The organism is Curtobacterium sp. MCLR17_040 (assembly GCF_003234735.1).
GTDB classification, from domain to species: domain Bacteria; phylum Actinomycetota; class Actinomycetes; order Actinomycetales; family Microbacteriaceae; genus Curtobacterium; species Curtobacterium flaccumfaciens.
The window spans coordinates 220,475-234,735 of record NZ_QKTE01000003.1 but is presented as its reverse complement, the minus strand read 5'-3'; the positions used below and the strand labels follow the sequence as shown (position 1 = coordinate 234,735).

Below are 14,261 nucleotides of genomic sequence, written 5' to 3'. Positions count from 1 at the left end.
CGCCCCCTCGGCGCCGGCGGCTCACGCCTGGGTCAGGGTCACGGCGATGGCGTCGAGGTCGACCGACCCGTTCTGCGTGCCGTCCTCGACACCGGGGGTGGTGCTCTTCGGGAAGGCGATGGTCACGCCGACGCGGACGTCCTGCTGCGAGCCGGTCTGCCCGGTCACCGTGTACGGCGCAGCGGCACCGGAGACCCCGTCACCGGACGCGGTGAGCACCGCGTTCGCCGACAGGTACTTCGCCAGTGCGACGTCCGCCGGGGCCGACGTCGAGGTGGCCTCGACCGAGGCCGGGTCCACGGCCAGGGTGGCCTTCAGGCCCTTGCCGTTCGCGGTGACGACCATGTCCTGCGAGTAGGTGACGACGTCGCCCGGCACGATCGGGTAGCCGTCCAGTGTCGAGAGCGGCGACCCGCCGTTGACGGTCCAGCTCGCCGCCTGTGTGGTCGGCTTGATCGAGAGTGCGCCGGCGACGATGGTGCCCCCGGCGGTCTCGGCGCTGGAGTTCCAGAGCGCGAAGGTGCCGGCGCCTCCGAGCAGGAGGGCGACGCCCGCTGCGCCGATGATCGAGGCGGTGATGATCTTCTTCATGGTGTGCTCTCTGCGACGTCGAACGTCGGATCTGCGTCGACCACGTGCGGGCGGACAGCTCGATGAGCTGCTGGCAGCCACGCCCCGGGGAAGGGCGCGGCGCATCGACCGGAGAACGTGGTGCTCGACCTGCTGGGAGCGGCAAGTGCAGGAGACGAAGCCCTGCGAGCAGGGACCCGCCGACGGCCGGTCGTGCTGCTTCGCTGAGTATGACATGACAATTCCCCGCGTGCCGATCTGCGCGCAGACACAGGCGGACTGGCAGGTTGACACACCCTCACCTGCCCACCCAGAGGCGAGAGCCTTGTGGACATAACTAGATACCGCTACTCTCCGATAGTGCGAATATCCGAACTTGCCCGAGCGGCGTCCACGCCGGTCACCGCCGTCAAGTACTACCAACGCGAAGGCCTGCTGCCTCCCGGCGAGAAGTCGGCGCCGAACCAGACCGCCTACGACGACCGGCACGTCGAACGGGTCCGGCTCGTGCGGGCCCTCCTGGAGACCGGCGGGCTCTCGGTCGCCGTGACGAAGCAGGTCCTGGCCGTGCTCGACGCCGAGACCGCACCGCTGGCCGAGGTCTTCGCCGTCGCCCAGTACGCGATGACCACCCCGCGCTCCCCCGAATCCGAGGCGACCCCGGAGGCCCGTAGCCGGATCGAGGAACGGGTGTCGGCCGCCGGCTGGTGCGCGACGTCGGACAACCCGGGACTCGAGACCGCGGCCCGGGCACTCGACGGGCTGCGCACGATCGGGTTCGACGCTCCGGACGACTACCTCGACGCCTACGTGTCGGCAGCGGCGAGCGCGGCACGTGCCGACGTCGCCGCGCTGCAGGACCGCGACGGCCGGACCGCGATGGCGGAGTTGATGGTGATCGGCACCGTCCTCGGCGATCCGCTCTTCGCAGGACTCCGGCGCCTGGCGCAGCAGGACGCCACCCACGACCTGTTCCCCGTCGCCGACACGGACGAGGCCGGCGCATGACCGCTCCACTGCACGTCGTCCTGGGCGGCAACGGTGTCGTCGGCCGCGAGACGCTCCGAGCCCTCCGCGAGCACGACGTCGCCGCCGTGTCCGTCGGCCGGCGCCCGTCGACACCAGCAACGGCAGGCAACAACGAGAGCGAGAGCGCCGACGCCCGCACCGACCACGTCATCGCCGACCTGCTCGACCCCACCGCGGTCCGCCGCGCACTGCACGGCGCCGACGTCGCGTACCTCGTCGCCGGCCTGCCGTACTCGTCGGGGGTCTGGGCCGACCAGTGGCCGCGGATCGTCGACAACACCGTCGAGGCAGCCCTGGCCGAGGGCACCCACCTGGTGTACCTCGACAACGTCTACGCCTACGGCCGCGTGTCCGGGCCGATGACCGAGGCGACCCCGATCAACCCCTCCGGCCGGAAGGGTGCGGTGCGCGCGGCCGCCCTCGAGCAGCTGCGGACCGCGGCCGACCGCGGACTGGCCGTCACCATCGGGCGGAGCGCCGACTTCACCGGCCCCGGGGCGACGACGAGCGTGTTCAACGGGTTCGTCGTCGATCGGATCGCCGCCGGCAAGCGGCCGACCTGGCTGCTCGACGCCGACCAGCCGCACTCCCTCACCGCCACGACCGACATCGGCGACGCGCTCGTGGTCCTCGGCACCGACGACCGTGCGACGGGCCGGACCTGGCACCTGCCGACCGCCCCGGCGTTGACCGGGCGGCAGTACGTCGAGCTCGCCGGGGTACCCGCCGCTCGCACGGCCGTGATGTCGTCGGCCACGCTGCGCTTCGGCGCCCTGTTCAACACGTCCGCCCGCGAGACGCTCGAGCTGCGGTACCAGTACACCGACCCCTACGTCTTCGACTCGTCGGCGTTCGAGCAGACCTTCGGCGTGCACCCGACCCCCACCGCCGACGTCGTGGCCGCCGCCCTGCTGCACGCCCGGAGCGTGACCCGGTGATCGCCGCCGTCCGCCGAGCGGTCGCGTGGCACCCGGCACTCATGGCCGTCGCCGGCCTGATGGTCGTGTCCACCGCGGTCTGCCTCGTCGGACTCGTCGTGGATCCCCGGACCATCCTCGGAGCACCGGCGTGGATGAAGCCCCTGAAGTTCTCGCTGTCGATCCTGCTCTACGCCGTCACGTGGGCGTGGCTCATCGCCCACCTGCCGAAGTGGCAGACGCTGGCTCGCCGACTCGGCACCGTGGTCGCCGTGGCCCTGGTGGTGGAACAGGTGCTCATCGTGTGGGCCGCCGCCACCGGCACGACGAGTCACTTCAACGTGTCGAACAGCGTGCACGTGGTGGTGTGGGCGGTGATGGCGGTGGCGATCACGACGCTCTACCTCTGCACCTTCGTCACCTCGATCGCGCTGTTCTTCCTGCGCCTGCCCACACCGGCACTGACGGTCGCCGTCCGTGCCGGTGCCGTCATCGCGCTCGGCGGCATCGGGGTCGCGTTCCTGATGACCGGCCCGACCCCCACCCAGCTCAGCGCCCCGGACGGGATCGTCGGCGCCCACACGGTGGGGATCGCGGACGGCGGACCCGGGGTGCCGCTGCTCGGGTGGAGCACGGTCGGCGGCGACTACCGGGTCGCCCACTTCGTCGGCATGCACGCCCTGCAGGTGCTCCCGCTGGTGGCGCTCCTGGTCGCCGCCGCCGGTCGGCGCCTGCCGTGGCTGGCGGAACCGACCACGCAGGTGCGGATCGTGGTCGTCGTCGCGGTCGCGTGGGCGGCGGGCACCGTGCTCCTCACCGTGCAGGCCGCGGTCGGACAGTCGGTGGTCCACCCCGCTGGCGCGGTGGGCGCGGTGGCGTGGTCACTCGTCGTGCTCGCCGCAACTGCGAGCGCGGCCGTGCTGCTCCGTGCCCGCTTGCTCCGTGCCCGCACCGCTCCGGCAGCGCGACCGCGCTGACGGATCAGCGGGCCCGGAGCCCTCGGGAGATCAGGTCGGCGGCAGCACGGGCTTCCGTCGCCCACCCGGGGCGATCGATCCCGGCCCCGATGCCGTGCAGCAGCATGAGCACCGTCCCGGGGGCGACGTCGGACCGGATGGTGCCGTCGGCAGCAGCGCGCGCCATCAGCTCGGCGAGCGTCCGCTCCAGGTCTCCCCCGCCCTCGGCCTGCGTGGTGGCGTCGACGACGGCGGCGAGGGTGCGCGCGAGCCCCGCGTGGTCGACCACGTACTCCACGAACCCGTGCAGGAAGTCGTCGAGGCTCTCGGCCGCTCGTCGCGTCGAGTCACGAGCACGGCGGCAGAGGACGTCGACCTCACCCCGGTAGACCGCAGCCGCCAGCGCTTCGCGTGTCGGGAAGTGTCGGTAGAGGGTGCCAACGCCGACTCCCGCGCGTCCGGCGAAGTCGTCGAACCGGAGCTGCTCGTCACGCTCGAACGCCGTCCGGGCAGCGGCCACGATCGCGTCGCGGTTCCGACGGGCATCGGCGCGCATCGGCTTCTCGCCAGGCAGGGGCTCTTCGACCGGCACGGGCGCTCCTTGACAAGTGGAAACAATCTCCATATCTTCCAAGTGGAGATCGTCTCCAGACTAGCGGACAGGTGCCTGATGCGGATCCTCATGCTCGGACGGGGCGTCATCGCGACGATCTACGGCCAGGCCTTCCAGCACTCCGGGCACCAGGTCGACCACCTGGTGCGGCCGGGGCGCGCTGCCGAGTACGGCGACACCGTGCAGACCGACGTCATCGACGGCCGCCGCGGACCCCTGGGTCGGCGGACCCGATCGACGTCGCCGACGCGACTGGTCGAGTCGGTCGACACGGCGGACGCGTACGACCTGGTCGTCCTCAGCGTCGGCCACCACCGGCTGCAGGAGGCCGTGGCCACCCTGGCGCCCCGCATCGGCGACGCCACGGTGCTGGTCCTCGGCAACGTGTGGGACGAACCCCTCGCCGCGGTCGCACCGCTCGCCGCGGACCGGGTGCTGTTCGGGTTCCCGGGCGCCGGCGGCGGGTTCGACGCCGACGGGGTCCTGCACGGCGCCGTCCTCCGTTCGGTGCGGCTCGGGACGACCGGCACGGCTCCGGACCGGCGGGAGCTGGTGCGGTCGGTGTTCCGGCGGGCGGGGTTCACCGTGCAGGACGAGGATGACATCCGTGGCTGGCTGTGGCTGCACTTCGTGCTCGACGCCGGCATGTTCGCGCAGGCCCTGCAGAGCGGTGGCCTGGCGACGATGGTCGGGGATCGGCAGGCGCTCCGCGAGGCGTTCCTGACCGGCCGCGAGCTCCTCCCGGTCCTGGAGGCACGGGGCGTCGACCTCTCCCGACACCGCTCCACGACCCTGCCCGTCCGACGCCCGGGGGTGACGGCCGCCGTGGTGGCCGCGGCCACGGCGCTCGTCCCGATCGCGCGGGCGAGCCTCGCCGCGCACGACGACCCGACCGCCGCCGAACCCCTCGCGGTCCTCGCGGACGTCCGCCGCACCGCCGCCGCCCTGGGCATCCCGACCCCGCGCCTCGACCGGACGGCGCGACGCGTCTGACGACGGGTGCGGGCCGTGGACGCGACCACCCACGGCCTGGAGGCACGGTGCCAGCTGGCACCGTGCCTCCAGGCCGTCACGGCGAGCGTTCCGGACCCGCCCGTTACGCTGTCCCCGTGTCAGAGCCGCGCCGCAGTCCGGGGAACCAAGCTTCACTGCGTGAAGCCAACCGGGGCCGGGTCGTCAGCGCGGTGAAGCGGCACGGCGGGCTGACGCAGGTCGAGCTCGCCGGGGTGACCGGACTCTCCCCCGCGACCGTCTCGAACATCGTCAAGGAACTCGTCGCGACCGGTGCCCTGCACGCGACGCCGAGCACCTCGAGCGGCCGTCGGGCGCTCCGCGTGACCCTGCCGCACGGCCTCGGGCTGGTCGCCGGGGTGCACGTCTCGCCGCGGCACCTGCGGCTGGCGCTGTCGGACCTGAACGGCGCCGTCCTCGCCGAGCGGCACATGCCCCTGGCCCGCGACCACCGCGCCGACGCCGAGCTCGACAAGACCGCGCTGCTCGTGCTGGACATGGTGGAGTCCATCGAGTCGTCGATGGACGAGGTGCTCGCTGTCGGCTTGGCCGTGGCCGCCCCGATCGACGCCCGCACCGGGATGACGGCGCGTGGCGGGATCCTGCGGGGTTGGGACGGCATCGCGCTCGGCCAGTCGCTCGCCCGGCGGATGGACAAGCCCGTGCAGGTCGACAACTCCGCCAACCTCGCCGCCCTGGCGGAACACCGGAGCGGGGCGGCCCGTGGCCGAGACACCGTGGTGACGCTCGACGTCGGCAACGGCATCGGTGCCGGACTCGTGCTGGGCGGACACCTGTTCCGTGGGCACCACGGCATCGCCGGTGAGTTCGGGCACACCCCCGTCCTGCCGAACGGGCCCCTGTGCCGGTGCGGCAACCGCGGGTGCCTCGAGGCGATCGCCGGCGCACCCGCCGTGCTCGAGGGCGTCCGCGACGAGGTCGGCACCCTCAAGCTGGCGGACCTGATCCTGCGCGCGATGGGCGGCGACCAGGTCTGCATGCGCGCCGTGGCGGACGCCGGGCGCGCGATCGGTTCGGCGGCGGTGGGCCTGTGCAACGTCCTCGACCCGGAGCGGGTGGTGGTCACGGGCGAGTTCGCACGAGCCGGGGAACTCCTGCTCGGCCCGATGCGGCACGCCCTCGAGTCGTCGTTGATCGTCGACGTGGACGGCACGCCGGACGTGGTGCAGGGGCAGCTCGGCGAGAAGGCCTCGGTGACCGGCGCGCTGGCGCTGGCGATCGAAGCCGTGGACGTGACGCGCGCACGCTGAGCGAAGGCGCTCCGTGCCGTGCCGGCCGGGGCACCCCGTGCAGGCCGGGGCGCTCCGCGCTGCGCCGGCCGTGCCGCTCCGCGCCCTCCGGATAACGTTTTCGTCACGGCGCGCGGTCCTTGCGTTCAACTCTTGCAGCCAAGAACGCTCGCTGTCACACTCAGGGCACCGCCGATGGGGGCGGTCCACTGTTGGAGGACGTTTCAATGAAGAAATCCACCACACGAGCGATGCTGGGCGTCAGCGCCCTGCTGCTCGCGATCACCACCCTGGCGGGCTGTTCCAACGGCGCAGACGCCGGGACCGGTTCCGGCGGAGGCGGCGGCGACGCGTCGAAGGCCAAGATCGGCCTGCTCCTGCCCGACTCCGTCACCGCCCGCTACGCCAGCGCCGACCGTCCGCTCTTCACCGCCGAGGTGAAGAAGCAGTGCAGCGGCTGCTCGGTCATCTACGCGAACGCCGACGGCGACGCGTCGAAGCAGCTGCAGCAGGCCCAGTCGATGCTCACGCAGGGCGTCAAGGTCCTGGTCCTCGACCCGTTCGACGGCGAGGCCGCAGCGTCCATCGTCCAGCAGGCGAAGGCCAAGAAGGTGCCGGTGATCTCCTACGACCGGCTCATCAACAGCCCCGACCTGAGCTACTACATCTCGTTCGACAACGAGAAGGTCGGTGAGCTGCAGGGCCAGGCACTCGTCGACGCCCTCAAGGCGAAGAAGGTCCCGGAGGGCTCGGGCATCATCATGGTGAACGGCTCCCCCACCGACAACAACGCCTCGCAGTTCAAGAAGGGCGCCCACTCGGTCATCGACGACAGCGGCTACGAGGTGCTCGCCGAGTACGACACCCCCGGATGGGACCCCGCCAAGGCGCAGGACTGGGCAGCCGGCCAGATCAGCAAGCTCGGCAAGGACAAGATCACCGGCGTCTACGCGGCGAACGACGACACCGGCGGCGGCGTCATCGCGGCCCTGAAGTCGGCGGGTGTCACCGAGCTCCCGCCCGTCACCGGGCAGGACGCCTCGCTCGCGGGGATCCAGCGGATCCTCGCCGGTGAGCAGTACATGACGGTCTACAAGGCCTTCAAGCCCGAGGCGTCGAAGGCTGCCGACCTGGCGATCCAGTTCGCGAAGGGTGAGACCCCGAAGGGCGACACCACCGTCGACACCGCCGGGGGCGCCAGCGTCCAGTCGACGCTGCTCGACCCGGTCGCCGTCACCACGGACAACGTCCAGTCGACGGTGGTCAAGGACGGCCTGTACGAGGTGTCGAAGATCTGCACCGCGCAGTACAAGTCGGCCTGCGACAGCGCCGGCATCAAGTAGGTCCGACCCCCTCTGCCCGCCCGGTCCGACTGCGGACCGGGCGGGCCTCACCGATCGAGGACGACACCCGTGAGCACGACACCCGTGAGCAACGCGTCACCAGCAGCACACCCCTCCGCCGACCCGGTGATGTCCCTGCGCGGGATCACCAAGCGGTTCGGCGCCGTCCAGGCCCTCAGCGACATCGACTTCGACGTCTACCCGGGCGAGGTGGTCGCCATCGTCGGCGACAACGGCGCCGGCAAGTCGACGTTCGTGAAGATCCTCGCCGGGGTCTACACGCCGGACGGTGGCACGATCACCTTCGGCGGCGACGAGGTCAGCGTCCCGAACCCCGCGGCGGCCCAGACCCTCGGCATCGCCACGGTGTTCCAGGACCTCGCCCTCGCCGACAACCTCGACGTGGTCTCGAACCTGTTCCTCGGGCGCGAGATCGCGCACCCGTTCCTCGACGAAGAGGAGATGGAGCGCCGCTCGTGGGAGCTCCTCCAGCAGCTCGCCGCCCGGATCCCCTCGGTGCGCATCCCGATCGCGTCGCTGTCCGGTGGGCAGCGGCAGACCGTGGCGATCGCCCGCTCGTTGATCGGCGACCCGCAGGTGGTCGTCCTCGACGAGCCCACCGCAGCACTCGGCGTCGCACAGACCGCCGAGGTCCTGAACCTCGTCGAACGCCTGCGCGAGCGCGGACTCGGCGTCGTCCTCATCAGCCACAACCTCGCGGACGTGCAGGCCGTCGCCGACCGGGTCGCGGTCCTGCGTCTCGGGCGCAACAACGGCACGTTCCGCATCGACGACGTCTCCTACGAGGAGATCATCGCGGCCATCACCGGCGCCACCGACAACGCCGTCACCCGTCGCGCCGCCGCCCGCACCGAGCAGGAGACCAGCGCATGAGCAAGACCGACGAGACCCTCACCGCAGCGACCCCGACTCCTTCGGCCGCGGACCTGCAGGACGAGCGGCTCCTGCGCGACCAGGGGATCGGCGGCGCGGCGAAGGCGTTCGTCCGCCGGGTGCGCGGCGGTGACATCGGTTCGCTGCCGGTGGTCGTCGGGCTCATCGTCATCTGGGCGGTGTTCCAGGCGCTCTCCCCCGACTTCCTGTCCTCGGGCAATCTGGTCAACCTCGCCCTGCAGTGCGCCGCGGTCGGCACCATCGCGATCGGCATCGTCCTCGTGCTGCTGCTCGGAGAGATCGACCTGTCCGTCGGCAGCGTCAGCGGGCTCTCCGCCGCGATCCTCGGTCAGGGCCTCACGACGCTCGGCTGGCCGCTGTGGCTCGTGCTCACCGTCGCCCTGGCCGTCGGTGCCGCCGCCGGTCTGCTCTACGGCCTGCTGTTCACCCGCTTCGGGGTGCCGAGCTTCGTCATCACGCTCGCCGGTCTGCTCGGGTTCCTCGGGCTGCAGCTGCTCATCCTCGGCCCGAACGGCTCGATCAACCTGCCGTACGACTCCCCGATCGTGCAGTTCGCCTCGGCCTCGTACCTGCCGCCGTGGCTCGCCTACCTGCTCGCCGTCCTGGCCGCCGGAGGACTCTTCTTCACCGAGGTCCGACGCGCTGCCCGCCGCCGCCGTGCCGGGCTGTCGACCGGCGCGATGTCGCTGACCATCGTGAAGGCCGTCGCCCTGTTCCTCGGCCTCGCGCTCATGGTCTGGTACCTGTCGCGCGACTTCGGCACCGGCACCTCGTTCGTGTTCTTCATCGTGCTGGTCGTGCTGATGAACTTCGTGCTGAAGCGCACCCGTTGGGGCCGCTCGGTCTTCGCGGTCGGCGGCAACGTCGAGGCTGCACGGCGCTCCGGCATCCGGGTGAACCGCATCTACATCTCGGTGTTCATGCTGACCTCGCTCTTCGCCACCGTCGGCGGCATCCTCGCCGCAGCCCGCCTCAACTCGGCGAGCCTGTCCTCCGGTGCCGGGGACACGAACCTCAACGCGATCGCCGCAGCCGTCATCGGCGGGACCAGCCTGTTCGGTGGCCGTGGCAGCGCCTGGTCGGCACTGCTCGGCATCATCGTGATCCAGTCGATCTCGAACGGGCTCACCCTGCTGAGCCTCGACTCGTCGATCCGCTACATGATCACCGGCGCGGTCCTGCTGCTGGCCGTCATCATCGACTCGCTCTCGCGGCGCAGCCGCGCCAGTCACGGCGCGGCCTGAGCGGGGCCCTGGACCCCGCCACGCGGACTGACTGGAGGCACGGTGCCAGCTGGCACCGTGCCTCCCGTCCGTCTCGGCGCGCGTCTCGGATCCGGAAGACGCCGTCGTGTTCCCGCGACGCCGCCCCGTGCGCGAGACGCCTCTGAAAACGGAGGCGTCTCGGCGACTGGGCGGCGTCTCGGCGCGCTACTTGCTCTTCGAACCCGAGGTGCCGGGCAGGCTGAGGATGTTGTCGGTGCCCTGCGGCACGACGATCAGCGAGCCGTTGTCGCCGGCGCTCTTGAGCGCCTCGATCTCGCGCTGCTTGAGGGCCGCGTCGGAGAGCGGGTGCTCGTTGAGGACCTCGTTGGCGTCGGCCTGACCCTGCGCCTCGGCGACCTGCTGCTGCGCCTGCACCTTCTTGGCGTCCAGGAGCGCGCGCTCCTTCGTGACCTGGATCTGCGCCTGCTGCGCGGTGGCGTACGCGTCGATGACCGACTTCGGCGGGGTGATCTCCTGCAGCGCGAAGTTGTCGACGTGCACGCCCGAGCCCTTCCAGCGCGTCTCGAGCGCCTGGATCATCGCCTTCTCGACGGTGCCGCGCTTGGTGATGAGCTCGATGGTGGTGAAGTCGTTCGGCACCTGGCGGACGACGCTGCGCACCGAGTTGCCGATGAACTGCGTCTTGAAGTTCTCCTCGGTCTTGTACGACCGGTAGATGTCGGTGACCGACTTCGCGTCGATGCTGTACTGCAGGTTCAGGCTGACGTTCGACGAGACGCCGTCCTGGTCCTGCACCGTGACGTACGGGCCGGAGCGGACGTTGCCGTTGTTGTCCGAGTCGGAGCCGTTCACCGCGTTGATGTAGGTGACGGTCTGGTTCCGGATGTTGAACGTGTGGAGCGTGGCCCACGGTGCCTTGAAGTGGAACCCGGAGTCCGTGGTCTGCCCGACGATGTTGCCGGAGATGTCCACCTGGACCTTCGACTCGCCCGTGTCCTGCGCGTACAGGGTGCTGCCGAGCGTGAGCCCGACGAACAGGACGCCGGCGGCTGCTGCTGTCCACGTCGCGATGAGGTTCGGGCGGCGGGTCGGGATGGCGGGACGTGCCTCGCGACCGGGCGTGGCCGGTCGTGCGGGGGTGGAGTAGGTGCGTGTTCGGAAGAAGAGCGCGACGAGCGCGATGACGAGGAAGACGATGGCGGCGACGAACATGACGATCACTCCTGGATGCTTGTTCGTTGAGTCTGCCGTACCCGGAGGGGTGCGGGCGACGCGGGTGCGCGTGGTGGCGGGCGGTGTGTGTGTCGCCTGGTGCGAGGTTGTCCGCCTGGTGCGACCCTGCCGCCTCGCACCAGGCGTACAACCTCGCACCGAGTGAGGCCCTGCCGGCTCAGGAGACGGGCGCCCCTACCCGATCGAGCTCGGCCAGGACTCGGCGGCTTCGACGTACGCCGATCACCGTCGCGACCGTGACGAACACCACGACGACGGCGATGAACACCAGGAACGCCCAACCCCAACCGAACGTCGTGGCCGAGGCGCCGCCGAGTCCCAACAGGCTCAGCCCGGTGCCGATCAGGGCCGGGGCCGAGGTCCGGGTGGAGCGTCGCTGCCACGCGAGCATCGCCCGCACCAGCGGCACGGCCTCGGGCGGCACCGGTGCCCGTCCGCTGACCTGTCGGGTCACGGACTTGCGGTCCGCCGGCGTGAGCGCGCCGAGCGGCTGTTGCGGCGTCTCGACGAGGTACGGCAGCAGCCTGCGGTGGCGTCGAGCACGGACCCATGCGGTCACGTTCACGACCGCTCCGGCCAGGGCGAACAGGAACCAGATCACCGAGTCGGTGCGGAGCACGGAGGGAACGCTGATGAACGCCCACAGGATCGACATGCCGGCGAACCCCGCCTGCTGCGACATGACGACCACCGTCGGCCCGTGCTCGACCAGGTACTCGGCACGACGCGTCGCCTCGGCGAGGTCGCTCGGGTTCACCACCCGGGCACCTCGACCCGCACCGAGCTGATCCGACCGGCGCGCGTCGTCGCCGTCACGGCCGGGTCGTAGCTGTCGGCGGTCGCCAGGTAGAGGGTGCGACCGTCCTCGCCACCGAGCGCACAGTCGATCGCGCAGTCCCCGGGTGCGTCGATGCGGTCCGTCACCTCGCCACCCTCGACGACCCGCAGGAACTCCCCCGTGTCGACCGAGCAGACCCAGATCGCGCCGTCACGGTCGACGGTGCTGCCGTCCGGGGTCACGCCGCCGGGCAGGGCTGCCCACTCGCGCCGCCCGGTCAGCGAACCGTCGTCCTCGATGTCGAAGGCGGTGAGCCGGCCGCCCCACGTCTCGCTGACCACCAGGGTCCGGGTGCCGGGCAGGATGTTGGCGCTGTTCGGGAACACCAGGCCCTCGGCGGCGAGGCGGACGGAGCCGTCGGTGCCGATCACGTAGAGCGGGCCGGGGCGCAGTTCCTCGCCCGCGTACAGGTCGTAGCCGAAGGCACCGATGTAGGTCCGCCCGGTCTGGGCGTCGACGACCAGGTCGTTCACGAGCGACGACTCGATCGTGGACAGGTCGGCGAACACCGAGGTGCTGCCGTCCGGGTCGACGGCGACGACCGTGCGGGACTCCATCGAGCTGATGATGAGCCGCCCGTCGGCGAGCCACCCGAGCCCCGACGACTGCCCGTCGACGGTGGCCTCGAGCCGGGGGCCGTCGGTCGAGGACGGGTCGACCGAGAAGACCTGGCCCGTGTGCATGTCCGAGTACCAGAGCCGTCCGTCGTGCCAGCGGTTGCCCTCCGGGAAGCGGATGCCGGAGATGACGATGTCGGTTGCAGAATCCAGGGTGATGTGCACGGATCCACCCTGCCAGCGGCACCGGGACACTGCCCGGACGGATGCCGTGACGGCGGCCTAGGGTCGTCCCATGCCGGGTCGTCACCTCATCCACCACCTGGGCGTCTTCGCCAGCGACTTCGCCGCGAGCGACGCGTTCTACACCGCAGCCCTCGCGCCCCTCGGCATCGGAGCGGGCTACCGCACCGACTCCGTCGCCGAGTTCTGGCAGCACGGGGACGACACCCCGAGCGTCTCGCTCGAGACCGCCCGGACCCCCGAGGCGACGACCCGCGGACTCCACCTGGCGTTCGAGGCGGGATCGCGGAGCGAGGTCGACGCCTTCCACCGCGAAGCCGTCGCCGCCGGCGGGGTGTCACGGCACGAGCCGCGCTACTGGCCGGAGTACGGCGCGTACACCTCGTTCGTGTCCGACCCGGACGGCAACAACGTCGAAGCGCTGATCAAGGAGAGCGGCGACTGACCCGGCGGCTGCACGACGGTCATCGACAGCCGCAACGGACGACGCATCTGGCACGATCGACCCATGCCCCTCGACGGAACTCCCCTGCACCGGCTCGGCTTCCTGACGATCGGGTCGTTCGACCCCGCCCGACCGTCCGAGGGCCACGAGGACACCCTGCGCGTGATCGAGCGCGCCGAGACCCTGGGCTTCGACAGCGCCTGGCTGCGCCACCGGCACCTGCAGCACGGCATCTCCTCCCCCGTCGCGGTGATGGCGGCCGCCTCGCAGCGCACCTCGCGCATCGACCTCGGCACCGCGGTCACCCCGATCGGCGCGGAGAACCCGTTCCGCCTCGCGGAGGACCTCAGCACGGTCGACGTCCTGCTCGGCGGCCGCCTGAACCCCGGGTTCTCCGTCGGCACGCCGATGAACTTCGACCTGTACCGCGACGCGATCTACCCCGACACCCTGGAGCACGAGGACCTCGGCAACGACCGGCTCCTGCGCTTCCGTGACCTGGTGCGCGGTGACCCGGTGACGGCCACCGAGACCGTCGAACGCCGCGGCATCGAGGAGTTCGCGAGCACCGTCCAGCCGCACAGCGCCGGCCTGGCCGACCGGATCTGGTACGGCACGGGCAGCACGAAGTCGGCCGTGTGGGCGGGCAAGAACGGCTTCCACCTGCTCACCTCGAGCGTCACCCGCAGTGAGAACGGCACGGACTTCGCCACGAACCAGCGCGCCCAGATCGACGCCTACCTCGACGTCCACCCCGACCCCGCTGCCGCCCGCGTCTCGCAGGGCCTGGTCGTCATCCCGACCGACACCGCGACGGCCGAGCAAGCGGCCCGCTACCGCGCCTACGTCGACAGCCGCTCGGGTCGCGTCGGCGTGCCGCAGGGCCCTGCCGGGATGCTCTTCGCCGCCGACCTGGTGGGCACGTCCGCCGAGATCGCCGACCGGCTCCGTGCCGACGTTGGCTACCAGGCGGTCACCGAGGTCGCCTTCGCACTCCCGTTCTCGTTCGAGCCCGACGACTACGCGCAGATCATCACGGACATCGCTGAGCGTCTCGGTCCGGAACTCGGTTGGGCGCCGGGATCCGACGGGTGGGACCCGCAGCACGGATGACG

Annotated in this window: 15 protein-coding genes; 10 read left to right on the top strand and 5 right to left on the bottom strand. The window is 71.3% G+C overall.

Annotated elements, in window-relative coordinates; genetic code table 11:
• Window positions 1-21 precede the first annotated feature (21 nt).
• Window positions 22-591: an alternate-type signal peptide domain-containing protein gene (locus DEJ01_RS05100; protein ID WP_111033128.1), complete on the bottom strand. Its 570-nt coding sequence runs from the start codon at window positions 589-591 to the stop codon at window positions 22-24.
• Window positions 592-930: 339 nt separating this feature from the next.
• Between DEJ01_RS05100 and DEJ01_RS05095 the strand changes: the two genes are divergently transcribed.
• Genes DEJ01_RS05095 through DEJ01_RS05085 form a run of 3 tightly spaced genes read left to right on the top strand, consistent with a single transcriptional unit; the run spans window position 931 to window position 3,493 of the window.
• On the top strand, window positions 931-1,578 hold the full coding sequence (locus DEJ01_RS05095; RefSeq protein ID WP_111054323.1) for a MerR family transcriptional regulator: 648 nt from the start codon (window positions 931-933) through the stop codon (window positions 1,576-1,578).
• Window positions 1,575-2,537: an NAD-dependent epimerase/dehydratase family protein gene (locus tag DEJ01_RS05090; RefSeq protein ID WP_111092372.1), complete on the top strand. Its 963-nt coding sequence runs from the start codon at window positions 1,575-1,577 to the stop codon at window positions 2,535-2,537. Before DEJ01_RS05095 ends, DEJ01_RS05090 begins: the two co-directional genes overlap by 4 nt.
• Window positions 2,534-3,493 carry a hypothetical protein gene (locus DEJ01_RS05085; RefSeq protein ID WP_258375644.1) on the top strand — a complete coding sequence of 320 codons (960 nt, stop codon included), beginning with the start codon at window positions 2,534-2,536 and terminating at the stop codon, window positions 3,491-3,493. The genes DEJ01_RS05090 and DEJ01_RS05085 overlap by 4 nt, the downstream gene beginning before the upstream one ends.
• 4 nt (window positions 3,494-3,497) lie before the next feature.
• Here DEJ01_RS05085 and DEJ01_RS05080 read toward each other — a convergent pair whose 3' ends face one another.
• The gene (locus DEJ01_RS05080) at window positions 3,498-4,064 is read right to left on the bottom strand and encodes a TetR/AcrR family transcriptional regulator (RefSeq protein ID WP_111092371.1); all 567 of its coding nucleotides are present in this window, start codon (window positions 4,062-4,064) and stop codon (window positions 3,498-3,500) included.
• 78 nt (window positions 4,065-4,142) lie between these two features.
• Between DEJ01_RS05080 and DEJ01_RS05075 the strand changes: the two genes are divergently transcribed.
• The 5 genes from DEJ01_RS05075 (at window position 4,143) to DEJ01_RS05055 (ending at window position 9,848) form a co-directional block, all read left to right on the top strand.
• Window positions 4,143-5,078 carry a ketopantoate reductase family protein gene (locus DEJ01_RS05075; protein WP_111092370.1) on the top strand — a complete coding sequence of 312 codons (936 nt, stop codon included), beginning with the start codon at window positions 4,143-4,145 and terminating at the stop codon, window positions 5,076-5,078.
• A gap of 116 nt (window positions 5,079-5,194) precedes the next feature.
• A complete protein-coding gene (locus DEJ01_RS05070; protein WP_071246751.1) occupies window positions 5,195-6,367 on the top strand; it encodes an ROK family transcriptional regulator in 1,173 nt (390 codons plus the stop codon).
• A gap of 206 nt (window positions 6,368-6,573) precedes the next feature.
• Window positions 6,574-7,689, top strand: coding sequence for a sugar ABC transporter substrate-binding protein (locus DEJ01_RS05065; protein ID WP_111030413.1), 1,116 nt, complete (start codon window positions 6,574-6,576; stop codon window positions 7,687-7,689).
• Between the two features lie 129 nt (window positions 7,690-7,818).
• A complete protein-coding gene (locus DEJ01_RS05060) occupies window positions 7,819-8,583 on the top strand; it encodes an ATP-binding cassette domain-containing protein (RefSeq protein ID WP_110864792.1) in 765 nt (254 codons plus the stop codon).
• Window positions 8,580-9,848, top strand: coding sequence for a sugar ABC transporter permease (locus DEJ01_RS05055; RefSeq protein ID WP_111092369.1), 1,269 nt, complete (start codon window positions 8,580-8,582; stop codon window positions 9,846-9,848). Before DEJ01_RS05060 ends, DEJ01_RS05055 begins: the two co-directional genes overlap by 4 nt.
• A gap of 186 nt (window positions 9,849-10,034) precedes the next feature.
• Here DEJ01_RS05055 and DEJ01_RS05050 read toward each other — a convergent pair whose 3' ends face one another.
• From DEJ01_RS05050 to DEJ01_RS05040, 3 genes are all read right to left on the bottom strand, one after another.
• Window positions 10,035-11,042: an SPFH domain-containing protein gene (locus DEJ01_RS05050; protein ID WP_258375647.1), complete on the bottom strand. Its 1,008-nt coding sequence runs from the start codon at window positions 11,040-11,042 to the stop codon at window positions 10,035-10,037.
• A gap of 178 nt (window positions 11,043-11,220) precedes the next feature.
• Window positions 11,221-11,820, bottom strand: coding sequence for a hypothetical protein (locus tag DEJ01_RS05045; RefSeq protein WP_146247556.1), 600 nt, complete (start codon window positions 11,818-11,820; stop codon window positions 11,221-11,223).
• Window positions 11,817-12,683, bottom strand: coding sequence for an SMP-30/gluconolactonase/LRE family protein (locus tag DEJ01_RS05040; protein ID WP_111046555.1), 867 nt, complete (start codon window positions 12,681-12,683; stop codon window positions 11,817-11,819). The genes DEJ01_RS05045 and DEJ01_RS05040 overlap by 4 nt, the downstream gene beginning before the upstream one ends.
• A gap of 70 nt (window positions 12,684-12,753) precedes the next feature.
• On the opposite strand from DEJ01_RS05040, the gene DEJ01_RS05035 reads away from it, so the two are divergent.
• Both DEJ01_RS05035 and DEJ01_RS05030 read left to right on the top strand, forming a co-directional pair.
• Window positions 12,754-13,146: a VOC family protein gene (locus DEJ01_RS05035; RefSeq protein ID WP_111092365.1), complete on the top strand. Its 393-nt coding sequence runs from the start codon at window positions 12,754-12,756 to the stop codon at window positions 13,144-13,146.
• 63 nt (window positions 13,147-13,209) lie between these two features.
• A complete protein-coding gene (locus tag DEJ01_RS05030; protein WP_111092364.1) occupies window positions 13,210-14,259 on the top strand; it encodes an LLM class flavin-dependent oxidoreductase in 1,050 nt (349 codons plus the stop codon).
• Window positions 14,260-14,261: the final 2 nt, after the last annotated feature.

Coding starts and splice junctions, on each gene's coding strand:
- DEJ01_RS05050 (WP_258375647.1), bottom strand. CDS start 11,042: ATGTTCGTCGCCGCCATCGTCTTCCTCGTCATCGCGCTCGTCGCGCTC.
- DEJ01_RS05100 (WP_111033128.1), bottom strand. CDS start 591: ATGAAGAAGATCATCACCGCCTCGATCATCGGCGCAGCGGGCGTCGCC.
- DEJ01_RS05055 (WP_111092369.1), top strand. CDS start 8,580: ATGAGCAAGACCGACGAGACCCTCACCGCAGCGACCCCGACTCCTTCG.
- DEJ01_RS05065 (WP_111030413.1), top strand. CDS start 6,574: ATGAAGAAATCCACCACACGAGCGATGCTGGGCGTCAGCGCCCTGCTG.
- DEJ01_RS05030 (WP_111092364.1), top strand. CDS start 13,210: ATGCCCCTCGACGGAACTCCCCTGCACCGGCTCGGCTTCCTGACGATC.
- DEJ01_RS05035 (WP_111092365.1), top strand. CDS start 12,754: ATGCCGGGTCGTCACCTCATCCACCACCTGGGCGTCTTCGCCAGCGAC.
- DEJ01_RS05075 (WP_111092370.1), top strand. CDS start 4,143: ATGCGGATCCTCATGCTCGGACGGGGCGTCATCGCGACGATCTACGGC.
- DEJ01_RS05090 (WP_111092372.1), top strand. CDS start 1,575: ATGACCGCTCCACTGCACGTCGTCCTGGGCGGCAACGGTGTCGTCGGC.
- DEJ01_RS05060 (WP_110864792.1), top strand. CDS start 7,819: ATGTCCCTGCGCGGGATCACCAAGCGGTTCGGCGCCGTCCAGGCCCTC.